The sequence below is a fragment of the Nocardia wallacei genome, from assembly GCF_029868745.1.
Taxonomy (GTDB): Bacteria; Actinomycetota; Actinomycetes; order Mycobacteriales; family Mycobacteriaceae; genus Nocardia; species Nocardia wallacei_B.
The window spans coordinates 1-24269 of sequence record NZ_JARWOP010000169.1; the positions used below are offsets into that span (position 1 = coordinate 1).

Here is a 24269-nt window from a genome sequence, read left to right on the forward strand (position 1 = left end):
CGAGCCCATCTGCTCGATGGCGGCGACCGGCGGACCGATCCAGGTCAGTCCGGCCGCGAGCACGGCGCGCGCGAAATCGGCGTTCTCGGAAAGGAATCCGTAGCCGGGGTGGATCGCGTCGGCGCCCGCGGCCAGCGCCGCCTCGACGATCAGGTCGCCCCGCAGATACGTCTCGCCGGGAGTATTGCCGGGCAACCGAATCGCGGCGTCGGCCTCCCCCACGTGGGGCGCGTCCGCGTCGGCGTCCGAATACACCGCGACGGTGCCGAGGCCCATCCGGCGGCACGTGGCGAATACCCGCCGCGCGATCTCCCCACGGTTGGCGACCAGGACTGTGCTGAGCATGCCGGCCCTCACATTCGGAAGACGCCGAAGCCCTCGGCGCCCTTGATCGGGGCATTGTGGATGGCGGACAACGCCATTCCCAACACCGTGCGGGTATCGCGGGGGTCGATGACGCCGTCGTCGTAGAGGCGGCCGGACATGAACATCGGCAGCGACTCCGCCTCGATCTGCGCCTCGATCATCGCGCGCATCCCGGCGTCGGCCTGCTCGTCGAACGGCTGCCCCTTGGCCTCGGCGGACGCGCGGCTGACGATCGAGATCACACCGGCCAGCTGCGCGCCGCCCATCACCGCGGATTTCGCACTGGGCCAGGCGAAGACGAAGCGGGGATCGTAGGCGCGCCCGCACATGCCGTAGTGCCCCGCGCCGTAGGAGGCGCCCATCAGCACCGAGATGTGCGGCACCTTGGAATTGGAGACGGCGTTGATCATCATCGCGCCGTGCTTGATGATGCCCTTCTGCTCGTACTCCTTGCCGACCATGTACCCGGTCGTGTTGTGCAGGAACAACAGTGGGGTGTTCGACTGGTTGGCCAGCTGGATGAACTGCGTGGCCTTCTGCGACTCCTCCGAGAACAGCACGCCGCGCGCGTTGGCGAGGATGCCGACCGGATAGCCGTGCAGCTCGGCCCATCCCGTGACCAGGCTGGAGCCGTACAGCGGCTTGAACTCGTCGAAATCCGATCCGTCGACCACCCGGGCGATCACCTCGCGCGGATCGAAGGGGACCTTCAGGTCGGCGGGCACGATGCCGAGCAGTTCCTCCGGGTCGTACAGCGGCTCGATGACCTCCGCCCGCGGCGCCGGACCCCGCTTGCGCCAGTTCAGCCGCCGCACGATGGACCGGCCGAGCCGGATGGCGTCCTGCTCGTCCACGGCCAGATAGTCGGCCAGGCCGGAGACGCGCGCGTGCATCTCGGCGCCGCCGAGCGACTCGTCGTCGGACTCCTCGCCGGTGGCCATCTTGACCAGCGGCGGCCCGCCGAGGAAGACCTTGGAGCGCTCCTTGATCATCACCGTGTAGTCGGACATGCCCGGGATGTAGGCGCCGCCGGCGGTCGAATTGCCGAAAACCAGTGCGATGGTGGGGATTCCGGCCGCGGAGGCCTGGGTGAGATCGCGGAACATGCGCCCGCCCGGGACGAAGACCTCCTTCTGAGTGGGCAGGTCGGCGCCGCCGGACTCGACCAGGCCGATCACCGGCAGCCGGTTCTGCATGACGATGTCGTTCATCCGCAGGTTCTTGCGCAGCGTCCACGGGTTCGAGGTGCCGCCGCGCACCGTGGGATCCGGGGCCACGATCATGCATTCGACGCCCTCGACGATGCCGATGCCCGCGATCACGCTCGCGCCGACGTGGAAGTCGCTGCCCCACGCCGCGAGCGGGCACAGCTCGAGAAACGGCGAGTCCTCGTCCACGAGCAGTTCGATGCGCTCGCGCGCGGTCAGCTTGCCGCGCTTGCGATGTCGCGCCAGCTTGTCCGGCCCGCCGCCCGCGATGGCCTTCGCGAACTCGCCCTCGATCTCGGTGAGCTTGGCCCGCATCGCCTCGGCCGCGGCCTGATAGTCCGCCGACCCGGCATCGACGGCGGTACGCAGAATACTCATGCTGTGTCCTTTCTGGCATGACCGGGCCGCTGCGTGGTGACGCTTCGCTGCCGCCTCCGCGCCTGACCGTTCATGCCGTGAACCCCAATCGCTTCGCCGCCAGCGCGGTCAGAATTTCGGTGGTGCCGCCGCCGATGCCCAGGATGCGGATATCACGGTACTGCCGCTCCACCTCGGATTCGCGCATGTAGCCGAGACCGCCGAACAGCTGCACCGACTGGTTGGCCACCCATTCCGCGGCCTCCACGGCGGTGTTCTTGGCGAAGCACACCTCGGCGATCAGATCGGTCTCGCCCTCGGCGGCGCGCTCGGCCACCCGGCGGGTGTACACCCGCGCGACGTCGATCCGCCGCGCCATCTCGGCCAGCGTGTTCTGCACGGCCTGGCGGGCGATCAACGGGCGGCCGAAGGTCTCGCGGTCGCGGCACCACCGCAGCGTCAGGTCCAGGCAGCGTTGCGCCTGCGCGTACGCCTGCACGGCCAGCCCCACCCGCTCGCTCACGAAAGCCGCTGCGATCTGGGCGAATCCGCTGTTCTCCGGGCCGACCAGATTCTCCACCGGCACCCGCGCGTCGACATACGACAGCTCCGCGGTGTCCGAGGCCAGCCAGCCCATCTTCTCCAGCTTGCGGCTCACCGTGAAACCCGGCGTGCCCTTCTCGACCACCAGCAGCGACACACCCGCGGCGCCGGAACCGCCGGTCCGCACCGCGGTCACCACGAAGTCGGCGCGGGTCCCCGAGGTGATGTAGGTCTTGGCGCCGTTGACGACGAAATGGTCGCCGTCGCGCACCGCGCTGGTCGTCAGATGTCCCACATCCGATCCCCCGCCCGGCTCCGTGATGGCCAGCGAGCCGATCTTCTCGCCCGCCAGCGTCGGCCGCGCCCAGCGCTCGATGTGCTCGGCGTTACCCGAGGCGATGATGTGCGGCACCGCGATACCGCAGGTGAACAGCGAAGCGAACAGTCCGCCGGACGCGCCCGCCTGGTGCATCTCCTCGCAGACGACGGCCGCGTCGATGCCGTCACCGCCCGCGCCGCCGACCGCCTCGGGGAACTGGATGCCCAGCAGGCCCAGCGCACCGGCCCGCTTGTGCAGCTCGCGCGGGATCTCGCCGGCCCGCTCCCATTCGTCGAGGTGCGGCAGGATCTCGCGTTCCACGAAACCTCTGACGGTGGAACGCAATTCGCGGCGCTCCGGGTTCTCCCACACATTCATGTCAGCAGCTCCACGGGGATATCGATGTGCCGGGACCGCAGCCATTCGCCGAGTCCCTTGGCCTGCGGGTCGAAGCGGGCCTGGTAGGCCACGCCCGCGCCGAGGATGCCCTCGACGACGAAGTTCAGCGCCCGCAGTTCGGGCAGTACGTGCCGGGTGACCGGCAGGTGCGCGGTCTCCGGCAGCAGTGTCCGCAGGGCGTCCACGGTCAGCGTGTGCGCCAGCCAGCGCCACTGCGCGTCGGTGCGCACCCACACGCCGATATTGGCGTTGCCGCCCTTGTCGCCGCTGCGCGCCAGCGCCAGGGTGCCCAGCGGAACGCGCCGGGTCGCGCCGTCCGGCCACGGCTCCGGCAACGCGGGTTCCGGCACCTCGGTGAGTGCGAGAGTGGTTGCGGGCGCGGCGATCTCGACCCGCTCGCCGTCCGGGAGCACCGCGATGTGCGGCACCTCGGCCGCGTCGACGTATCCCGGCGTGAAAACCCCGTAGGGGCCGCCGTTTCCGGGCGGCGAGGTCATGGTGCAGCCCGGATAGCTGGCCAGCGCCAATTCCACGACCACACCGGAGAACTTGCGGCCCACCGTGTCCGGGTTCGGGTCGCGGACCACGCAGCGCAGCAGCGCGCTGGCCTGCTCCTCGGTGTCGGCATCGGGCCGGTCCGTCCGCGACAGCGTCCACTCCAGCTCGGCCGGGCGCACCGGCAGCCACTTCTCCAGCTGCCGTTGTGCCAGTTCGGCTTTCGCCTCGATGTCCAGGCCGGTGAGCACGAAGGTCATCTCGTTGCGGAAGCCGCCGAGGGTGTTCAGCGACACCTTCAGGCTCGGCGGCGGCGCCTCGCCCCGGACACCGCTCACGAGCACCCGGTCCGGCCCCTCCTGCGCGAGCGCGATGCTGTCCAGCCGCGTCGTCACGTCCGGGCCCGCGTACCGCGCGCCCTGGATCTCGTACATCAACTGCGCCTCGACGGTGTCGACAGTGACCGCGCCGCCGGTGTTCTCGTGCTTGGTGATGACGCTGCTGCCGTCGCGGCGCACCTCCGCGATCGGGAAACCGGGCCGGTCCAGGTCGGCGATCTCGGTGAAGAACGCGAAGTTCCCGCCCGTCGCCTGCGTGCCGCACTCGATCACGTGCCCCGCCACCGTCGCCCCGGCCAGCGCGTCGAAATCGTCACGGGCCCAGCCGAAGTGGGCCGCCGCCGGGCCGACCACCAGCGCCGCGTCGGTGACCCGGCCGGTCACCACCACATCCGCACCGGCCCGCAGGCACTCCGCGATGCCCCATGCCCCCAGATAGGCGTTGGCGGCCAGCGGCGCACCCAGGCCCAGCTCCGCCGCCCGCGGCAGCAGATCGTCGCCCTCCACATGCGCCACCCGCGCCGCCACGCCCAGCTTGTCGGCCACCTCGCGCAGCCGCTGCGCCAGGCCCGCCGGGTTCAGGCCACCGGCATTGGCGACGATGCGCACGCCGCGCTCCAAGGCCAGGCCGAGGCAGTCCTCCACTTGTCGCACAAAGGTTTTGGCGTAGCCGAGGTTGGCGTCCTTCATCCGGTCGCGGCCCAGGATCAGCATGGTCAGCTCGGCGAGATAGTCCCCGGTGAGTACGTCGAGCTGCCCGCCCTCGAGCATCTCCCGCATCGCGCTCAGCCGGTCGCCGTAGAACCCGGAACAGTTCCCGATCCGGATGACGTCCGGACTGCTCATCGCGCCTCCGTAATTTTGGCGCCGCCTTCGGCGTCGCGGGGTTTGTGGCCCCTGGGGGGCTCGCGTTTCGAGGTCCGCCGCTCGCGACTTCGTCGCATGCGCGGCGGACCTCGAAACGCGAGCCGGGCCACAAACCGGGGGTGGTTGCGTTATTGAGAGGGTTGCATCATGGTGGGAAAAAATCAAGCTTGCGTGCTTGTTAATTTGGGGCTCGTTGCTGTCTTTGCAGGTCGAGGGGTTTTCTTAGGGTGCGGGGGGCTGGTGGTTCGGCGCACGGCAAGATGGTTTGCGTGTCCAACTCCGTGATCGTGGTGCTGCTGTTCGCTCTTGCGGGCTTCCTGCTGGGTGGGGCCTACAGCAGTTGGAAGAACACTCGGTGGCTGGCGATCGCGCTCGGCGTGTGCGGGGTGCTGGCGGTCGCGGGGGCGATCACGTGGATGGTGGGCTGACCGCCGGCCGAAGGCATGCCGGGATGTGGAACTAGTCCTCGTAGAGGCGGTAGATGCGTAGGTCCTCGGGGACGCCGCTGAGGGGAGCGGCGAAGAAGCTGCGGCGGTAGGGCTTGGGAGCGTAGCCGAGGGCGGGGAGGGTTTCCGGCTCCAGGGCTTGCAGGGTGGCGGCCGACAGCATGGTGTTGCCGTTGCCGCCCGCCTCCATGACGCGGGCCGCTATGGTCACGTCGACGCCGAGCCAGTCGCCGCCGATCTCGCGCGGGCTTCCCGTGTGCAGGCCGATGCGCATCTGGGGGCGGTAGCCCGATACCTCGACGCGGGCCAGATTCTCCTTCGCGGCGACCGCCGCCTGCACGGCCCGGTCCGGCGAACCGAACACCGCCATCACGCCGTCGCCCATCCGCTTGACCACCCGGCCGCCGCGATCCACGATCGGCGGCTCGATGGCCTTGGCAACGCGGCGCAGCAGCTCCAGCGTGGCCTCGTCGCCCGCCGACAGCGACCAGCGGGAGAAGGCCACCAGGTCGGTGAACATCACCGTCATCTGCTCGCCGCCCTTGCCGCGACCGACCCGCTCCAGCATCGCCTGCCAGACCTGCAGGGCGCCCAGTCCGATCTCCTTGGCGGCGCTGGGGGTATCGCCGACCAGTTTGTCGGCGGCGCGGGCCACCGCCCGCGGGCCGCCCGGACCCGAAACCGACAGGGGGTCACCGAAAGCCGGGTCTCCGGGCAGGTTCTCGCGGGCGCGCCGGATCGCTCCGATGACATCGCGACGCTGATTGGCCGCGGCCATCAACGACGAGAACTGACCGGTGCGCAACCGGCCGCTCGGGCGCGGGCGGGCATTCCGGGAATCGGCATCGGGGGGATCCTCGGCGTCCGTCGGCGTGAGCGGGATCACGATATCCGGCGCCGGTTCGGCCCGCCTGCTGCCCTCGCCCCCGCGCGACCCGCCCTTCTCCGGTCGACGTCGCGAACCGTCGGCGCGAGAACCGTTCTCGCCACTGCCGGAGGGTGTTTCGGTCACGGTCCGAGCCTAGCTCAGACACGAAGACACCGGCCCGATGCGAGGTGTTCGCATCGGGCCGGTGTGGTTGTCACGCGGGCCGGGCAGTGGCCCGGCGTGACTCGGGCGTAGCGGTCCCCCGACAGGACCGCCCTCCCGTCCCCGGGTGGCGAGGGATTGCTCCCGGGGGCTGGGCAGGTCTCAGGCGTCGCGGCGGTCCACCACGTACAGCGCGGCGGCGAGCACGACGGCGACGAAGACGGTGAAGTAGACCAGCCCACCCCACGCGCCCCAGTGCCAGTTGCCGGTCCCCTCCGAGCCGAGGAAGCGCTGCATGTTGGCGAAGGGCAGGAACGGCTGCACATTGCGGCCGAAGCTCCCGAACGCCCCCGCCAGCGGCTCCACCAGCATCGGCCACAGCACGATCAGCGCGATCGCCGCGGCGGACTGGCGCACCAGGACCCCGATCGCCACGGCCAGGATCGCGCCCAGGAAGGCGTAGACCGGGACGCCGATCAGGCCGCGCCAATCCTCCGCGGACGTCAGCGTCAGGTGCGCACCGGCGTCCGAACCACTGATGACCTTGGCGATACCGAACGCCAGCAGCGCCAGCACCGCGGTGAGCACCGCACCGAAGACGGCGACCAGACCGGCCTTGGCGGCGATCACCCGCATCCGGTTGGGGGTGGCCTGGAAGGTGGTCCGAATGATCCCGAACCGGTATTCGCTGGTCACGGTCAGGGCCGACATGATCATCAGGATCATCACGCCCAGCCCGGTGAGACCCGAAACCGCCTGCGAGACAGTGAGTTCGAGGCTGCCCTCCTTGTTGTAGGAGGCCTTGGCCACCAGGCCGAACACAGCGGCCAGACCCAGCCCGATCACGACGACCGAGGCCGAGCACCACCACGGCGACCGGGTGGAGGTCAGTTTGATGCGTTCCGCTGTCAACACGCCCATCAGAGCGCACCTCCCATCACCTGTTCGATGCCTTCACCGTGGTACTGCACCGCGCCGCCGGTCAGGCGCATGAACGCGTCCTCGAGCGAGGCCCGCTGCGGTGCCAGCTCGTAGAGCGTGATGCCGTTCGCGCCGGCCAGCTTGCCGACCGCGTCGCTGGTCTCCCCGACCACCAGCAGCGCCGCGGAGTCGTCGTCCTCGCGCACCGTGAGGCCGTTGGAGGTGAGCAGACTGCGCAGCTGGTCCAGCTGCGGACTCCGCACGCGCACAGTCGCTTCCGAGGCGTGCTCGATGAAATCCTTGGTGCTGGTGTCGGCGATCAGCTTGCCGCGGCCGATGACGACGAGATGGTCGGCCGTCTGCGCCATCTCCGACAGCAGGTGACTGGAGACCAGCACGGTGCGGCCCTCGGCGGCCAGCCGCTGCATGAACCGGCGGATCCACAGGATGCCCTCCGGGTCCAGTCCGTTGACCGGCTCGTCGAACAGCAGCACCGGCGGATCGCCGAGCAGCGCGCCCGCCAGGCCCAGCCGCTGTGACATGCCCAGGGAGAAGCCGCCGGCGTTCTTGTTGGCCACCTCGGTGAGGCCGACCAACCGCAGCACCTCCTCCACCCGGGACTCGGGGATGCCGCTGGAGGCCGCCATCCAGCGCAGATGCGACCGCGCCGAGCGATTGGGGTGCACCCACTTGGCATCCAGCAGCGCGCCGACGGTGCGCAGCGGGTCGTCCAGCTCGCGGTACGGCTTGCCCTGCACCAGCGCGGTGCCCGCGGTAGGCCGGTCCAGGCCCAGGATCATTCGCATCGTCGTCGACTTGCCGGCGCCGTTGGGCCCGAGAAATCCGGTGACCTGCCCGGGTTTCACCGAGAACGACAGATCGTCGACAGCGACGGTGGTGCCGAACCGTTTGGTCAGGCCAGTCACTTCGATCATGCCCACAGTCTTGCCGAGAATCCGCCCGTTAACCATCGCTCACAGGTCGCGAGTCACATAGTCCTTCAGGATGACCGCGTCCCCTACCTTCGCCCGAGGCATCCCTGAGGCGCGTCGACGGTCCCCGGCTCCCGGTTAGCGGATCCGGTCCACTCCCCCGGCCTCCGGCCCGCCACCAAGCCCGGTCTCCGCCCCGCCTTCCGGGCGCGGACTCCGGGCGTGCCTGTCACAGCTCCGGTGATGAGGCCTGGGCCCAGAAGCGCTTGGGGATGCGGCCCGCCTGCCGGGCCAGGTATCCGGCGCGCACCGCGTCGGCCATCGCGGTCGCCATCAGCGCCGGGCGGCGGGCCCGGGTGACCGCGGTCGCCAGCAGTACCGCCGCGCAGCCCAGTTCCATGGCGAGGGCGGCGTCGCTGGCGGTGCCGATCCCGGCGTCGAGGATGACCGGTACGTCCGCCTCGGCGACGATCATCTCGATATTGTGCGGATTGCCGATGCCCAGACCGGTGCCGATCGGCGCGCCCAGCGGCATGACGGCGGCGCACCCGGCGTCGGCGAGGCGGCGGGCCAGGATCGGATCGTCGTTGGTGTAGGGCAGGACGACGAAGCCGTCGTCGACCAATTGTTCTGCGGCGCTTACCAATTCGATGGCATCGGGCAGCAGGGTGCGTTCGTCGGCGACGACCTCGAGCTTCACCCAGTCGGTGTCCAGGGCTTCGCGGGCCAGGCGCGCGGTCAGGACCGCCTCGGCGGCGGTGCGGCAGCCCGCGGTATTCGGCAGGGGGGCGATGTCCAGGCGTTTCAACAGGTCCAGCACGCCCGTGCCACCGGCCGCGTCGACGCGGCGCATGGCGACCGTGGTCAGCTCGGTCCCGGAGGCCAGCAGCGCCTCCTCCAGCACCGCCAGGTTCTCCGCGCCACCGGTGCCCATGATCAGGCGGGAGCCGAAGACCCGGTCCGCGATGCGCAGCGGGGGCAGTTCGTGCGCGGCGTCAGCCACCCTGCACCGCCGTGAGCACCTCGATCGCCCAGCCGCGCCCGACCGGTTCGTCCCAGCGGGACTTCGGGAACACCGCGCCGTCGACGGCGAGCGCGATGCCCCGGCACGGCAGGTCCAGTCGCTCCAGCAGCTCGCGGACGGTGAGTTGCTCGGCGAACTCGTGATCCTCTCCGTTCACGGTCACGCCGATCGGGATGGTCGTGGTCATCTATTACCTCCTCGAACTGAAAACCGGTGCGGGTCGGCGACTTTCGCCTCCGGCAGCACCTCGCCGCCGAGCAGCGCCACGACCGCGTCCGCGGTCAGCGGCACGCCCAGGATGCCGTTGCGGCCGTGTCCGGCGGCGACTATCACGCGGTCGGACAGGCGGCCGAGCAGTGGCAGGTTGTCGGGAGTGCCCGGACGCGAACCCGCGGCGGCCTCCTGCAATTCGTATTCGCCGAGGGCGGGCAGGACCGCCTCGGCGTCGGCGATCAGGTCGCGCACGCCCGCGACGGTCACCGCGGTGTCGAAACCGGCCTCGTATTGTGTTGCGCCGACGACGATTCCGTCCGCGCGCGGCACCAGATACAGCGGGCGGCCGTGCACCCGGGCGCGGATCACCCGGCGCGGGGGCGGTGGCGCGCCCGGACGGTGTCGCAGGCGCAGAATCTCGCCCTTCACGGGATGCACCGGCAGGCCCGGCCACAGCCGCGCGGTGGCGGCTCCGGCGGCCAGCACGACCTGGTCGTGCTCGCAGTCCTCCAGCGCCGCAACGGACTCGGCGACAATGTGCACACCGACCTGTTCACAACAGCGGCGCAGGGCATTCAGCAGCAGCCGGTTGTCCACAGCCGGTTCGGTGGGCGCGAGCAGGCCCGCGCGGACGGTCCGGGCCAGATCGGGTTCGGCGGCCCGCACGCCCTGCCGGTCGAGCAGCCGCATCTCGTGGCCGCGCGCGGTCACGAAATCGGCGATGGTGCGCAGGTCGGCGGCGTCGGCAGCATCCAGGGCCACGGTCAGCGTCTCGTCGGCGACGACGACCCTGATACCGGCCGCCGCCTCGAGCCGGGCGGCGAAATCGGGCCAGCGGGCCAGCGTGGCCGCGCCGAATTCCAGCGGTTCGTCCTCCCCCGGCCAGCCCTCCGACAGCGGGGCCAGCATGCCGCCGGCCACCCACGAGGCGCCCGTTCCGGCGGCCGGATCGAAGACCGTGACCGACCACCCCGCCGCGGCGGCGCGCCATGCCACCGACAGCCCGATCACACCCCCACCCACGACGGCCAGAGTTCGCATACCTTCCACCTCACTCGGTCCCGGATGACCGGGATCCGCCGGCCGCGGGCACACCCCGCGCCGAACGGCCTCCCCGCGCGGCCGCCTTCGCTGCGGGGATGTCCAGATGTTTCGACTACCCAAGGTACCGCGACTACGGTCGGTGACGTGCAACCGTCCCATCCGAACCGACCCGCGGCCCCGCGCGAACGCCTGGCCTCGGCACGGCTCTATCTGTGCACCGACGCCCGCCGCGACAAGGGCGACCTGGCCGCGTTCGCCGAGGCGGCGCTGGCGGGCGGAGTCGACATCATCCAGCTGCGCGACAAGGGCTCGGCCGGTGCGGCCGCGTCCGGCCCGCTGGAGGCGCGCGCGGAACTGGGCGCGCTGGCCGAACTGCGGGCCGCGACCCGCCGCCACGGCGCGCTGCTCGCGGTGAACGACCGCGCCGACATCGCGCACGCCGCCGGGGCCGACGTGCTGCACCTGGGCCAGGACGACCTGCCGCCCTGGTACGCGCGCAAGATCGTCGGACCGGATGTGGTCATCGGTCGTTCCACACACGACCGCGAACAGGCGGGACTGGCCGCCATCGAAGAACACATCGACTACTTCTGCACCGGCCCTGTCTGGACCACCCCCACCAAACCCGGCCGTCCCGCCGCCGGACTGGACCTGATCCGCTCGACCGCCGACGCACACCCCACCCGCCCCTGGTTCGCCATCGGCGGCATCGACAACCGCCGCCTACCCGAAATACTCGACGCGGGCGCCACCCGCATCGTCGTGGTCCGAGCCATCACCGCTGCCGACGACCCCGAGTCCGCCGCCCGCACCCTCAAAGAGCGCCTGCTCGAGAACGCCGAGGCCTGACAAGCGACCGTCGCGCCTACCAGTCGCGCGTCAATACGCCGTCATCGACGCGTCGTTCATCCGAGCGCACCGCACGGGTGCTGGGCAAACTGTGCATTCCGGGACGGGGCGAACAGCCTGCGCCGGTCCCCCGCGCGGAGCCCGGTAGCTATCGGCCGCATTACCGTAGGGCGCAATGCGCCGGGCTACGGGGAATGCGGCGGTCGGGATCGCATGGGCCGCGGCACGGTTGGAGATTCGGGCAGCGCGGGGGCGGGACGCGTGCTGTCATATCTCAGGACAGCACCTGATCCAACGTGAGGAACAACACATTTCCCGCCATATCCGCGGAGGATCCGATCCGGGCCGGGCGTCCGCCCCCGCCGTTCGAGTGCAGCCAGACGAATCCGTGCTCGGCCAGGTCCACGGTGCGCGGCAACACCGCCGCCACCGCCGCGGGATCGGCCACATCGTCCAGGCTGACGCGGGCGGGCAGGGCGCGCAGCGACGGCCAGGCCGCCGCGAAGCCGGGATGCAGCGGACGCGCGTCCACCTCTTCCTCGGGGACCCAGGCCAATTCGGCGCTCTCCCGGTTCGCGGTGGTGGCCAACGGCTCGGGCACATCGGCGACGACGGTGGTGTAGGTCCAGCCGCTCGGTGCGGTCGCCGTCACCCGCTCGCCGCGCACCCGCACGGCCGCCGGCGCGATCCCGGCCTCCTCGTGCGCCTCCCGCACCGCGGCGCGCACATTGCTCTCGTGGCTGTCGCGCGCACCGCCGGGCAGCGCCCAGGTGCCGCCTTGATGACTCCACGGCGCCCGGTGCTGCAACAGCACCATCGCGCCCCCGCCTACCTGCGGCGCCCGCAGCAACAACCCCGCAGCCCCGAACAATCCCCATTGCCGCGTCCCGTCCGGGGAATGCACAAAGCCGTCTCCGTCACCACGCATATTCGCCTCGTCCCACTCTCGCCGGCACGGCCGCTCGGCTGCCGCGGCGGGGCGACACACCCGCGACGGCGCCGGTACGACCACAATAAGCTCAGTCCGACACAGCATGGGCCGGACCGCGATCGGAGGTGGGTATGACGCGCAGCACGCAACCGCGGCTGGACGAACTGTCCCCCCGCGCCGCGGCCGCCGCCGTACGCCGCCGCCTCGACGCCACCGATCTGCGGTCGTTCCTGCATTCTTCGCCCGCCAAATTGATCGCCGTCGGGTTACTGCTGTTGATCATGTGCCTGCTGGCGGGGGTGGTCACGGCGTCCGCGGTCAGCAGCCGCCAGCACGCCCTGGATCATCTGCTGGACGAATCCGAACCCGACGCGTATTCCGCTCAGCGCCTGTACGCCTCGCTGTCGGTGGCCGACGCGGCCGCCGGCACCGCGTTCATCTCCGGCGGCCTGGAACCCGAACCGGTTCGCGACCGCTACAGCCAGGCCGTCGGCCAGGCCTCGGCGGAACTGGTGGCCCAATCCAACGCCGGCACGGGCGCTTCCGGCGACAGCGACCCGGACGGCCGCCTGCGCACCGGCATCGCCACCGAGCTGCCGGTCTACACCGGACTGATCGAGACCGCCCGCGCCAACAATCGCGAGGGGCATCCGGTGGGCGCGGCCTACCTCAGCGAGGCGTCCAATCTGATGCAGACCACCATGCTGCAGATGGCTCGCGAACTCCAGGAACACCGGTCCGACGCCATCACCGAGACCCAGCGCCGCCACGTGCAACCGCCCTGGGCCGCGATCGTGCTGCCGATCCTGAGCCTGGCGGCCTTGATCGCCGCGCAGGTGTATCTCGCCCGCCGCTGGCAGCGGCTGTTGAATCCGGGACTGCTGCTGGCCTCGGGCACCCTGGTGATCCTGTTGTCCTGGACCGTGATCGCCGGATCGGTGTCGGCGGTGGCCACCCTGCACGGCCGGGACGACGGCGCGGTGCCGACCTCGGAGCTGACCGAGAGCCGCATCCTCACCCAGCAGGCCCGCGCCGCCGAGACACTGAAGCTGGTGCGCCGCGACGCCAGCGGCGACTACGACCACATCTACGACGACGCCATCGCCAAACTGACCACGCTGCTCACCCGATACCCCCAGGACGCACCGGGTTCCGGCGATGTCGGCACCGCGCGCGGAGCGCTGGACCGCTGGCGCGAGGCGCATCAGCGCATGAACGACGCGCTGGGCCGCGGCGACTTCCCCGGTGCGAGCGTCGTCGCGATCGGTCCCGGGGCCGACGGCGCCGCCGCCGCCGTGGAGGCGCTGGACAACGCGGTCGGCGAGGGCATCTCGGATGCCCGGAACCGGTTGCGCGGCGAGGTTTCCGACGCCGCCCGCGCACTGGATCTGCTGTCGCCGGGTGCGCTGTTGCTGTCGGTGCTCGCCGCGTGCTTCGTGGTGGCGGGTCTGTGGCCGCGGCTGCGGGAGTACCGATGAGGGCGCGCGCACTCGTCCTGCTGCTGGCCGCGGTGGCGCTGGCGGCCGGCGGTTGCGATACCGATTCGGCCGCGCCGCCGCCCGACCACACCGTCAGCTATTCCGAGCCGCCGCTGCCCGCGAAAGCCGGTCCGGCACAGACACAATCGCCGTTGCCGCCGGAAACCGACCAGAACTGCGACGCGACCGCCAGCCTTCGACCCGACGGCGCGGCCGGCGGTCCGACCGTGGACGCCATCCGCGCGCGCGGGCGGCTGCTGGTCGGGCTCGATCCCGGCAGCAACCTGTTCAGCTTCCGCGATCCGATCACGGGCACGCTGGCCGGATTCGACGTCGATATCGCCAAGGAGATCGCCCGCGACCTGTTCGGTGACCCGGAGCGGATCGAGTACCGCATCCTGGGCTCCGCGGATCGCGAACGGGCCCTGCAGGAACACACCGTCGACGTGGTGGTCAAGACGATGACGATCACCTGTGCGCGGCGCGAGCGGGTGACCTTCTCCAGCACGTACCTGATGTCGCATCAGCGGGTGCTGGCGGTGAAGAACTCCGGTATCAACGGGCTGGCCGATCTGGCGGGCAAGCGCGTGTGCGTGGTGAGCGGCACGACGTCGCTGGACCTGATCCGCCGCAAGCAGCCCGCCGCCTCGATCATGACCGTGCCCGCCTGGGCCGACTGCCTGGTGGTGCTGCAGCAGCGCCAGGTCGACGCGATCAGCACCGACGACGCGCTGCTGGCCGGTCTGGTGTCGCAAGACCAGTCGTACACGGAGATGGTCGGCGAGAACCTCAGCGACGAGCCGTACGGCGTCGGCATCCCGAAGGGCAACGACGACATGGTGCGCTTCGTCAACCGCACCCTGGACCGCCTGCGCGCCGACGGCACCTGGAACCGCTTCTATCAGAAGTGGTTGACGGTGCTCGGCCCCTCCCCGGGCCCACCGCCGCCGAAATACCAGGACTGACCCATGCCCGATCCCGACCAAACCCCCTCCAGCACACCCGAACCCCCGCAGACCGAGGCCGTCCCCGCCGAAACATCGCGTGCCGCTGCGACTTCGGACGACGCGGCGACCGGGCAGCCGGGCACCCAACACGCCGAACCGCCGGAGACGCGGGCCGTCCCCGCTGAAACATCGCGTGCCGCTGCGACTTCGGGCGACGCGGCGACTGTGCAGCCGGGCACCCAACACGCCGAACCGCCGGAGACGCGGGCCGTTCCGGCGGACACTTCGCGTGCCGCTGCGACTTCCGGGGATGCGGTCGGGCAGCCGGGCACGGCGGCGTTGCGGTCGACCGGGTCGGAGGTCGAGTCCGCGCGGGGTACGTCGGGTCGTAGTGGCCGGACGGCTCGCACTCGGCCGTCGGTGCGGCGGCTCGGGGCGGGACTCGTGCAGATATCCCCGGTGCCGCCGGTGGATCCACGGGATGTGGTGTTGACCGATCCGGTGGTGTCGGAGGGACGCCGCTTCTGCTGGCGCTGCGGTAAACCGGTGGGGCGGGCCACCGCGACGCGGCCCTCGACCACCGCCGGGACGTGCGAAACCTGCGGTGCGCCTTACGATTTCCGGCCCAACCTGCGGCCGGGTGAGACGGTCGCCGGTCAGTACGAGATCCAGGGCTGCCTCGCGCACGGCGGGCTGGGCTGGATCTTCCTGGCCGTGGACCGCAATGTGAGCGACCGCTGGGTGGTGCTGAAGGGCCTGCTGCACGGCGGCGACGCGGAGGCGCAGGCGGTGGCCGTCGCCGAACGCCGGTACCTGGCCGAACTGGCTCACCCGAGCATCGTCAAGATCTACAACTTCGTCGAACACCCCAGTCCCGAGGGCGTTCCCGTCGGCTACATCGTGATGGAGTACGTCGGCGGCCGCTCGCTGCGGGACCTGCTGGACGGGTATCGGCGCCCGCGGCGCATGCCCGTCACCGAGGCCATCGCCTACGTGCTCGAGATCCTGCCCGCGCTGGAGTACCTGCACTCACTGGAACTGGCCTACAACGATCTCAAGCCCGACAACATCATGGTCACCGAGGACCAGGTGAAGCTGATCGACCTCGGCGCCGTCTCGGTCTTCGAGGCGTACGGAAATCTCTACGGCACCAGGGGTTTCCAGGCGCCGGAGATCGCGCGGACGGGCCCGACCGCGGCCTCGGACGTCTACACGGTCGGCCGCACGCTGGCCGCGCTGACCCTGAACCTCCCGACCGAGCAGGGCCGCTACCTCGACGGCCTCCCGGACCCGGCCGACGAACCGCTGCTGGCGCGCCACGAGTTCTACCACCGGCTGCTGCTGCGGGCCACCGACCCCGCGCCGTCGCGCCGCTTCCCCTCCGCTCGGGTGACGACCACGCAGCTCGCGGGCGTGCTGCGGGAGATCCTGGCCGCCGAGACCGGGATCGAGCATCCGCAATTGTCGACGGCGTTCAGCCCGCCGCGCACGAGTTTCGGCACCGCCGAACTGATCGCCCAGACCGATTCCTACGCCGACGGCATCGAGCGCAGCAAGAAGCTGTCCGCCCGCGACGTCGCTGCCGCGCTGCCGGTCCCGCTGATCGATCCGGCCGATCCCGCGGCCGCCCTGCTGGCCGGGACCGTGCACCCGGAACCGCGGCACGCGCTCGACGCGGTGCGCACCGCCCGCGAGCGCGCCGCCGCCGAACCGGGCGGAGCGCCGGAGAACTTCGAGATCGAGGCCACCTTCACCGAGGCCCGCATCCAGCTCGATCTGGCCCGCCCGGCGGCCGCCCGGAAGCTGCTGCGGCACAACGACGCCGGCGATTGGCGCACCGACTGGTATCTCGGCCTGGCCGGTCTGCTCGACCTGGACTACGAGAACGCGTTCGAACGCTTCGACGCGGTGCTGCGCGCCCTGCCGGGCGAGATCGCTCCCAAGCTGGCATTGGCCGCCACCGCGGAACTCGTTCTGCAGCACTGGGATTCGCCCGATCCCGCCCAGTGGCGCAGCTATGCCGAGAAGTTCTACGCCACCGTCTGGCGCACCGATCGCGGCGTGGTGAGCGCGGCGTTCGGGCTGGCCCGGGAGCTGGCGGCGAGTGGCCGCGTCGCCGAGGCGGTCCGGGCGCTGGACGAGGTGCCCGCGGCCTCGCGGCACTACACGGAAGCCCGGATGACCGCGGTGCTGATGCTGCTCACCGAGGTGCCGGTGGACGAACTCGACGAGGCGACGGTGCACGTCGCCGCGGCCCGGGTGCAGGCGCTGCCGGCGGGCGAACACCGCGCCGGCCAGATGAGGTTGCTGGTGCTCGGCTCGGCGCTGGCATGGCTGCACGCCGGGCACACCCCCGCGCCCGGCGCGACGCTGTTCGGCGAGCCGTTCACCGAGCGCGGACTGCGGCACGGCGCCGAAACGGGACTGCGCGGACTGGCCCGGTCCGCGCCCGGCCGCACCCACCGCTACGCCCTGGTCGACCTGGCCAACGCAATCCGAGCCAAGACCTGGTTCTGAGACGACCACCCAACGCGTCCGCTACTTCACCAAACGCACTGCCGCTCGCGCGATCGCCAACTCCTCGTTCGTGGGCACCACCAGCACCGCGACCGCTGCGTTATCCGTCGATATATACCGCGCCCCAGCGTCTTTCGCCGCGTTGCGCTCCGGATCGACCGAAATGCCGAAGCGTTCCAGCCCGGCCAGCGCGTCGGCGCGCACCCGGACATTGTTCTCCCCGACCCCGGCGGTGAACGTGATCGCGTCGACCCGGCCCAGTTCCACCAGATAGGCGCCCAGGTAGCGGCGCAGCCGGTGCACGTAGACGTCGTAGGCGAGTTGCGCGGCCCGGTCTCCGGTGTCGATGAGCCGGAACAGCTCCCGGAAGTCGTTCACGCCCGACAGGCCCTTGATGCCCGAGTTCCGGTTGAGCAGGTCGTCGATGGCGTCGATGTCCAGTCCGGCGGTCCGCGCCAGGTGCGGGATGATTCCCGGGTCGATATCGCCGGAGCGGGTGCCCATCACCAGCCCCTCCAACGGGGTGAGACCCATGCTGGTGTCCACCGCGTGGCCACCCCGGATCGCCGACGCCGAGGCGCCGTTGCCGAGATGGAACACGATCTGGTTCACCTCTTCCGGGTCCCGGCCCAGCAGACGCGCCGCCTGTCCCGATACGTACTCGTGGGACGTGCCGTGAAACCCGTAACGGCGGATCCCCTGCGCGGCAGCTACTTTCGCATCTATGGCGTAGGTCTTGGCGGCATCCGGCAGGCCGTGGAAGAAGGCCGTGTCGAACACCGCGACCTGCGGGACGTCAGGCAACAGCGCACGCGCCGACCGGATTCCGGTCACGTTCGCCGGATTGTGCAGCGGCGCGAGCGAGGACAGCTCCTCGATCGAGCGCACCACATCGTCATCGATCAGCGTGGGCCGGTAGAAGACCTCACCACCGTGCACCACTCGATGCCCGACCGCCGTCAAACCCGCGGCGGCCAGATCCTGACCGGACCGCGCGAACAGGTCGAAGACGATCCGCAGCCCGGCCGCGTGATCGGATACCGCGCCGTGGTGCTCGAGCGTGCGCCCGGCACTGTGGTGTTCGACCGTGGACGCGTCCGAGCCGACCTGCTCGCCGATCCTCGAGACCAGGCCGGATGCCGCCACCGCACCCGAATCCGGGTCCAGCAGTTGGTATTTGATCGACGAAGAACCCGAGTTGAGCACCAGGACCTGCATCGCACGCCTCCTGTCCGCCGCGGAACTCCGTTCCGGGCAACGCCGGGAATCTGCCGCTCATTCCTGCCGGGTCCGGGCCTGCGCCTGGATCGCGGTGATCGCCACGGTGTTGACGATGTCGGCGACCAGGGCGCCGCGCGACAGGTCGTTGACCGGTTTACGCAGGCCCTGCAGCACCGGGCCGATCGCCACCGCGCCCGCGCTGCGCTGCACCGCCTTGTAGGTGTTGTTGCCGGTATTGAGATCGGGGAAGATGAAAACCGTTGCGCGCCCGGCGACTTCCGAGTTCGGCAACTTGGCGTCGGCCACCGTGGGCTCGATCGCGGCGTCGTACTGAATCGGCCCCTCCACCAATAGTTGCGGCGCGCGCTCGTGCACCAGTTTGGTGGCGGTGCGCACCTTGTCGACATCGGCCCCAGTGCCGGACTCGCCCGTCGAATAGGACAGCATCGCGATCCGCGGCTCGATGCCGAACTGGGCCGCGGTGCGCGCGGACGAGATCGCGATGTCGGCCAGCTGCTCGGACGTCGGGTCCGGCACCACGGCGCAGTCGCCGTAGGCCAGCACCCGGTCCGCCAGGCACATCAGGAACACGCTGGACACGGTGGAGACGCCCGGCTCGGTCTTGATGATCTCGAACGACGGCCGGATGGTGTGCGCGGTGGTGTGCGCGGCGCCGGACACCATGCCGTCGGCGATGCCCTTGTAGACCATCATGGTGCCGAAATAGGAGATGTCGGTGATCAATTCGCGGGCGCGCTCCACCGTCATGCCCTTGTGCGCGCGCAGCCCGGCGTACTCCTCGGCGAATTCACCGCACAGGTCGCTGGTCCGCGGATCGAGGACCTGCGCGGCGTCGATGTCGACGTTGAGTTCGGCCGCGCGCCCGCGCACCGCGGCCTCGTCGCCGAGAATCGTCAGGTCGGCGATCTTGCGCTGTAGCACCCGGCCGGCGGCACGCAGGATGCGGTCGTCGTCGCCCTCGGGGAGCACGATCCGGCGCCGGTCCGTGCGGGCCCGCTCCACCAGCTGATACTCGAACATCTGCGGAGTCACCACGACCGACGCCCGCGGCACGGCGACCAGTTCCAGCAGCCGGGGGCCGTCCACCCGCTGCTCCATCAGCGCCAGCGCCGTGTCGACCTTGCGGATGCTCGACAGCGACACCCGGCCGCGGGTGCGGGCGGCGGCGTTGGCGGTATCGAAGGTGCCCAGTGCGGTGGTGAGGATCGGCAGCTTCGGTTTCAGGCCCTGGATCAGCCGCGCAATCGCCGGGTCGGGCAGCATGTCGCCGTTCATGATGATGCCCGACAGTGACGGAAAGCCTTCCGCCTCATGGGCATTCACCAAGGCCAGCAGCGCGTCCGAGCGATCGCCGGGCACGATCACGGCGACGCCGTCGGTCAACCGCTCCAGGATGTGCTCGGCCGTCATGCCGCCGACCATGACCGTCAGCGCCTCGCGCTGCAACAGCTCCGGGTCGCCGGAGTACAGCGTGCCGTCGATGGCCGCGCGCAGCTCGGTCATGGTGGGCGCGGTCAGCAGCGGCACCTCCGGCAGCGTCCACACCGGCGGGCCGACCGCCCCCACCGCGTCGGCGATCTCGTCGAGCCGGTCCGGGTCGCAGCGGTTGACCACGATCGCCGTCAGCTGCGCGTGCTCCTGCGCCAGCTCGTCCTCGCACAGCTCGGCGACCTGGACGATCTGCTCGGGAGTGCGGCCGGAGCCGCGCAGCACCAGCAGCACCGGCGCGCCCAGATTGACCGCGATCCGCCCGTTGTAGCGCAGCTCGCTGGGGCTGGCCACGTCGGTGTAGTCGCTGCCGACCACCACCACCGCGTCGCAGACCTTGGCGACCTCGTGGAACCGCATCACGATCTCGCTGATCGCCGCGTCCGGATCGGCGTGCACCTGCTCGTAGGTGACGCCGCAGGCCTGCTCGTAGTCGATATCGGCGGTGCAGTGCTCGAGCAGCAACTCCAGGATGTAATCGGGTTCCGTCGCCGAGCGCATGATCGGCCGGAACACCCCGACCCGCGGCGTGGTCGCGGACAGCAGCTGGAGCGCGCCCAGCGCCACCGTCGACTTGCCGGTGTCGCCCTCGAGCGAGGCGATGTACACGGTGGACGGAGCGGTATCGGCCATGATCGAGAGCCTAGTAACCGAGTCGCCGCCGAGGTGACCGGGAAGTAGCAAATTTCCGGAAATCACAGTCCGGCGGCCGTCGCATCGTGGCGTCGCGGGCGTCGGAATCGAATGTGGCGCCGAATGGTTGCACGCCGCATGGCACTAGAGATCGGCACCATCCTGCCCACGTCGACCCCGGATCCCGACCGTCCCATCCTCGGCGACGTCCGGGCCGCGGCCAGGCTCGCCGAAGACGTGGGACTGGACTCGGTGTGGTCGACCGATCATCTGATCGCCAGCGCGCCGATACTGGAGAGCACCGCGGTGGTGGCCACGGCGGCCGCGGTCACCGAGCGAATCCAGGTCGGGTTCGGGGTGCTGCTGCTGGCGCTGCGCCCGCCGGCCTGGGTGGCGAAGCAGGTGGCCACGCTGCAATACCTGTCCGGCGACCGGATCGTGCTCGGCGTCGGCACCGGCAACCCGGCGCACGGCGACATCGGCTGGCGGGCGGCCGGGCAGCCCTTCGCCGGTCGCGGCCGGCGCACCGACGAGGCCCTTGCGATACTCCCGGACCTCATCGCCGGACGCCCCGCCACCCTGCCCGACGGCACCGAGGCAACGCTGTCCCCCGGCGCCACCGTCCCGCCGATTCTGGTGGCGGGCAACGGCACCGCCGCCCTGCGCCGCGCCGCGACCTACGCCGAGGGCTGGATCGGACTCAACCCGAGTATCGACGAATTGTCCACCCTCACAACGGAATTGGCCGATCTGTCCGCCGAGCAAGGCCGCCCGGTCCCGGCGGTCACCATTGTCGCCGCCCCGCCGGACGATCTGGCACAGGCCGTCGACCAGCTGTCCGCCTACGCCGCGGCGGGTGTACGGCGCGTCATCGTTCCGCCTCGCTCAGGCGACTGGAAGGCCGGGTACGAGTTCGCGGCAAAACTGAAGTCCGCCTTGTGAATCGGGGCCGGGTCGCTACACGGCGGCCCTTCCCACATCGATCCCGGCACGGCAGTCGGTACTTCCGCCGTAGGATGCCCGCATGGCGGCACAGTTTCCGGACAGACAGTGGGGATCGCGAACGAGTCCGCTGGGCCGCATGGCCGGTCCTTTCGCGGCATCGACACTCGGTTCCCTGATAGTCCGCAAACTCACGCCCCTGGACCGCAAGGTCCTCGAACGCACCGCGGGCCGCTACACCGTCCTGGGCCCCATCGGCGCCCCGATCATCCTGCTGACCACCACCGGCCGAAAATCCGGACAACCCCGCACCGCACCCCTGCTCTACGTACACGACGGCGACACCCTGTACGTAATCGGCAGCAACTTCGGCCAACCCCACCACCCAGCCTGGACCGCCAACCTACTCGCCGACCCCACCGCCACCGTCACCATCGCAGGCGAACGAATCCCGGTCCACGCCGACCCGATCGAAGACCCAGCCCGAAAAGAAGAAATCTTCACCCGCTTCGTCCAAACCACCCGCGCCTACGCCACCTACCGCACCCGCACCACCCGCAACCTACGAATCTTCGCCCTCACTCGCGCTTGATGTGAGCGGATCCTGGTCGCCGAGAAAAGCACTCGGCGACCAGGAAGGTGGGTTCTGGCCTCTTGCGATCCCGGAGGTCGGCGGCCTGGAATGCTCGGGCTACAGCGCCCGCAGGCGGGGGGCGAGGTCGCGCTGGAAGAGGTCGAGGAAGCGGCGTTGGTCGTGGCCGGGGGCGTGGAAGACGAGGTGGTTCAGGCCTGCGTCTATGTAGGGCTTGATGAGGGATACGGCCTCGTCGGGGTCGCTGGCTACGATCCAGCGCTTGGCGATCTGCTCGATGGGGAGGGCGTCGGCGGCGGCTTCCATTTCGATCGGGTCGGTGATGGAGTGCTTCTGCTCGGCGGTCAGGGACAGCGGGGCCCAGAAGCGCGTGTTCTCCAGTGCGAGTTCGGGATCGGTGTCGTAGGAGATCTTGATTTCGATCATGCGGTCGATGTCGTCCACCGTGCGACCGGCCTTGGCCGCGCCTTCGGTGACCGCCGGCATCAGCTTCTCGGTGTAGAGGTCCATGCCCTTGCCGGAGGTGCAGATGAAACCGTCACCGGCGCGGCCCGCGTACTTGGCCACCAGCGGACCGCCCGCGGCGACATAGATCGGGATGCCGCCCTTGGGCACGTCGTAGATGGAGGCGCCGACCGTGTTGTAGTACTGGCCCTCGAAGCTCACCCGGTCACCGGTCCACAGGGCACGCATCAGGTCGACGGACTCCCGCAGCCGCCCGAACCGCTCCTTGAACTCCGGCCACTCGCCCTGGTAGCCGGTGGCGATCTCGTTGAGCGCCTCGCCGGTCCCGACGCCGAGCATGATGCGGTCGGGGTACAGACATCCCATGGTCGCGAATGCCTGCGCGATCACGGCCGGGTTGTAGCGGAAGGTGGGGGTCAGGACCGAGGTGCCGAGCTGGATCCGCTTGGTGCGCTCGCCGACCGCGGTCATCCACGCCAGCGAGAACGGCGCGTGCCCGCCCTCGTGCCGCCACGGCTGGAAATGGTCGCTGACCGTGGCGCTGTCGAGTCCGTGCTCCTCGACCAGAACCCCGAGCTCCACCAGCTCCCGGGGGCCGAACTGTTCCGCCGACGCCTTGTACCCGAGCTTGAGTCCACTCACTGCGCCACTCCTGTTCGTCGCTTGCGTGCTGTGGGGCGGGGCCCCGTCGACCGAGTGCAGCGCCGGGCTGCCATCGGCCATTCCCCAGCGCTTCTCGCGCGGCCTTCTCCGACACTAGTCAGCGCTCACGGCACACGTGCGAACGACCGTGACGACGCGGGTTGCGGATAAGTTGCCTCCGCCGAGAGCCCGCGCGGAACGGGGTTGGCGAGGCGCTGTCAGAATTGAGTGGTGACTGCCGACGACGAGCCCATTCTGTCCTACCTGACCGATATGGACGGCGTGCTGGTGCACGAGGACCATCTGGTGCCGGGCGCCGACAAATTCCTGACGGAGTTGCAGGCGGCCGAGGTCCCGTTTCTGGTGCTCACCAACAACTCCATCCGCACCCCGCGCGATCTGCAGGCGCGGCTGCGGCACACCGGCCTGGACATTCCGGCCGAGGCGATCTGGACCTCGGCCCTGGCCACCGCGACCTTCCTGGACGAGCAGCGGCCCGGCGGCACCGCCTATGTGGTCGGCGAGTCGGGACTCACCACGGCGCTGCACGAGATCGGCTATGTCCTGACCGACAGCGACCCCGACTACGTGGTCCTCGGCGAGACCCGCACCTACTCCTTCGAGGCGATCACCACCGCCATCCGGCTGGTCGAGCGCGGCGCCCGCTTCATCGCGACGAACCCGGACGCGACCGGCCCGTCTCGCGAGGGCCTGCTGCCCGCCACCGGTTCGGTCGCCGCCCTGATCACCCGCGCGACCGGCCGCGACCCGTATTACATCGGCAAACCCAATCCGCTGATGATGCGTTCGGCCCTCCGCCGCATCGGCGCCCACTCCCAGTCCTCGGTCATGATCGGCGACCGCATGGACACCGACGTGATCGCGGGTTTGGAGGCCGGTATGCGCACCATCCTCGTCACCTCGGGCATCTCCACCCGGGCCTCGGTCGAGCACTACCCCTACCGCCCCACCGCGGTCGTGGACTCCGTCGCCGACCTGGTAGGCCGCACCTCCGACCCGTTCTCCGTAGCGGAGGCCTGA

At 70.3% G+C, this 24269-nt stretch carries 22 protein-coding genes; 8 read left to right on the forward strand and 14 right to left on the reverse strand.

The window, feature by feature from the left end; genetic code table 11:
- From QH470_RS13930 to QH470_RS13945, 4 genes are all read right to left on the reverse strand, one after another.
- The coding region (locus QH470_RS13930; protein ID WP_280272762.1) for a biotin carboxylase N-terminal domain-containing protein at window positions 1–345 on the reverse strand (345 nt) is incomplete at its 3' end.
- A gap of 8 nt (window positions 346–353) precedes the next feature.
- Window positions 354–1952 carry an acyl-CoA carboxylase subunit beta gene (locus tag QH470_RS13935; protein WP_280272763.1) on the reverse strand — a complete coding sequence of 533 codons (1599 nt, stop codon included), beginning with the start codon at window positions 1950–1952 and terminating at the stop codon, window positions 354–356.
- A 70-nt stretch (window positions 1953–2022) separates the two neighbouring features.
- Window positions 2023–3171, reverse strand: a complete 1149-nt coding sequence (locus tag QH470_RS13940; protein ID WP_280272764.1) for an acyl-CoA dehydrogenase family protein — start codon at window positions 3169–3171, stop codon at window positions 2023–2025.
- On the reverse strand, window positions 3168–4871 hold the full coding sequence (locus tag QH470_RS13945; protein ID WP_280272765.1) for an acyclic terpene utilization AtuA family protein: 1704 nt from the start codon (window positions 4869–4871) through the stop codon (window positions 3168–3170). Before QH470_RS13945 ends, QH470_RS13940 begins: the two co-directional genes overlap by 4 nt.
- A 290-nt stretch (window positions 4872–5161) precedes the next feature.
- Here QH470_RS13945 and QH470_RS13950 point away from each other — a divergent pair, with 290 nt between their 5' ends.
- The gene (locus tag QH470_RS13950; RefSeq protein ID WP_280272801.1) at window positions 5162–5320 is read left to right on the forward strand and encodes a hypothetical protein; all 159 of its coding nucleotides are present in this window, start codon (window positions 5162–5164) and stop codon (window positions 5318–5320) included.
- Window positions 5321–5351: 31 nt separating this feature from the next.
- On the opposite strand, the gene QH470_RS13955 is transcribed toward QH470_RS13950, so the two are convergent.
- From QH470_RS13955 to thiO, 6 genes are all read right to left on the reverse strand, one after another.
- Complete coding sequence (locus tag QH470_RS13955; RefSeq protein WP_280272799.1) at window positions 5352–6116, reverse strand: adenylate/guanylate cyclase domain-containing protein; 765 nt, start codon at window positions 6114–6116, stop codon at window positions 5352–5354.
- 414 nt (window positions 6117–6530) lie between these two features.
- Window positions 6531–7289, reverse strand: a complete 759-nt coding sequence (locus QH470_RS13960; protein WP_280272766.1) for an ABC transporter permease — start codon at window positions 7287–7289, stop codon at window positions 6531–6533.
- Window positions 7289–8224, reverse strand: coding sequence for an ABC transporter ATP-binding protein (locus QH470_RS13965; protein ID WP_280272767.1), 936 nt, complete (start codon window positions 8222–8224; stop codon window positions 7289–7291). Before QH470_RS13965 ends, QH470_RS13960 begins: the two co-directional genes overlap by 1 nt.
- A 226-nt stretch (window positions 8225–8450) precedes the next feature.
- A complete protein-coding gene (thiG, locus tag QH470_RS13970) occupies window positions 8451–9224 on the reverse strand; it encodes a thiazole synthase (protein WP_280272768.1) in 774 nt (257 codons plus the stop codon).
- Window positions 9217–9432 carry a sulfur carrier protein ThiS gene (thiS, locus tag QH470_RS13975; RefSeq protein ID WP_280272769.1) on the reverse strand — a complete coding sequence of 72 codons (216 nt, stop codon included), beginning with the start codon at window positions 9430–9432 and terminating at the stop codon, window positions 9217–9219. Before thiS ends, thiG begins: the two co-directional genes overlap by 8 nt.
- Complete coding sequence (gene thiO, locus QH470_RS13980) at window positions 9429–10499, reverse strand: glycine oxidase ThiO (RefSeq protein WP_280272770.1); 1071 nt, start codon at window positions 10497–10499, stop codon at window positions 9429–9431. The genes thiS and thiO overlap by 4 nt, the downstream gene beginning before the upstream one ends.
- Before the next feature lie 147 nt (window positions 10500–10646).
- On the opposite strand from thiO, the gene thiE reads away from it, so the two are divergent.
- Complete coding sequence (thiE, locus tag QH470_RS13985) at window positions 10647–11351, forward strand: thiamine phosphate synthase (RefSeq protein WP_280272771.1); 705 nt, start codon at window positions 10647–10649, stop codon at window positions 11349–11351.
- Window positions 11352–11625: 274 nt separating this feature from the next.
- On the opposite strand, the gene QH470_RS13990 is transcribed toward thiE, so the two are convergent.
- A complete protein-coding gene (locus tag QH470_RS13990; RefSeq protein ID WP_280272772.1) occupies window positions 11626–12279 on the reverse strand; it encodes an NUDIX hydrolase in 654 nt (217 codons plus the stop codon).
- 134 nt (window positions 12280–12413) lie between these two features.
- Here QH470_RS13990 and QH470_RS13995 point away from each other — a divergent pair, with 134 nt between their 5' ends.
- From QH470_RS13995 to QH470_RS14005, 3 genes are all read left to right on the forward strand, one after another.
- On the forward strand, window positions 12414–13760 hold the full coding sequence (locus QH470_RS13995) for a hypothetical protein (protein ID WP_280272773.1): 1347 nt from the start codon (window positions 12414–12416) through the stop codon (window positions 13758–13760).
- Window positions 13757–14725 carry a glutamate ABC transporter substrate-binding protein gene (locus QH470_RS14000; protein ID WP_280272774.1) on the forward strand — a complete coding sequence of 323 codons (969 nt, stop codon included), beginning with the start codon at window positions 13757–13759 and terminating at the stop codon, window positions 14723–14725. Before QH470_RS13995 ends, QH470_RS14000 begins: the two co-directional genes overlap by 4 nt.
- Before the next feature lie 450 nt (window positions 14726–15175).
- Window positions 15176–17224: a serine/threonine-protein kinase gene (locus QH470_RS14005; protein ID WP_425302662.1), complete on the forward strand. Its 2049-nt coding sequence runs from the start codon at window positions 15176–15178 to the stop codon at window positions 17222–17224.
- 21 nt (window positions 17225–17245) lie between these two features.
- On the opposite strand, the gene QH470_RS14010 is transcribed toward QH470_RS14005, so the two are convergent.
- Together QH470_RS14010 and pta are read right to left on the reverse strand one after the other, a co-directional pair.
- A complete protein-coding gene (locus QH470_RS14010) occupies window positions 17246–18442 on the reverse strand; it encodes an acetate kinase (RefSeq protein WP_280272776.1) in 1197 nt (398 codons plus the stop codon).
- A gap of 57 nt (window positions 18443–18499) precedes the next feature.
- Window positions 18500–20587 (reverse strand): phosphate acetyltransferase, encoded by a 2088-nt coding sequence (pta, locus tag QH470_RS14015; RefSeq protein ID WP_280272777.1) that lies wholly within the window; start codon window positions 20585–20587, stop codon window positions 18500–18502.
- 138 nt (window positions 20588–20725) lie between these two features.
- Here pta and QH470_RS14020 point away from each other — a divergent pair, with 138 nt between their 5' ends.
- Entirely contained in the window at window positions 20726–21529 is an 804-nt protein-coding gene (locus QH470_RS14020; protein ID WP_280272778.1) for an LLM class flavin-dependent oxidoreductase, read from the forward strand.
- Window positions 21530–21611: 82 nt separating this feature from the next.
- Window positions 21612–22121 carry a nitroreductase/quinone reductase family protein gene (locus QH470_RS14025; protein ID WP_280272779.1) on the forward strand — a complete coding sequence of 170 codons (510 nt, stop codon included), beginning with the start codon at window positions 21612–21614 and terminating at the stop codon, window positions 22119–22121.
- 99 nt (window positions 22122–22220) lie between these two features.
- Here QH470_RS14025 and fgd read toward each other — a convergent pair whose 3' ends face one another.
- A complete protein-coding gene (fgd, locus tag QH470_RS14030; protein ID WP_280272780.1) occupies window positions 22221–23228 on the reverse strand; it encodes a glucose-6-phosphate dehydrogenase (coenzyme-F420) in 1008 nt (335 codons plus the stop codon).
- A gap of 273 nt (window positions 23229–23501) precedes the next feature.
- Between fgd and QH470_RS14035 the strand changes: the two genes are divergently transcribed.
- Window positions 23502–24269 carry an HAD-IIA family hydrolase gene (locus QH470_RS14035; protein WP_425302663.1) on the forward strand — a complete coding sequence of 256 codons (768 nt, stop codon included), beginning with the start codon at window positions 23502–23504 and terminating at the stop codon, window positions 24267–24269.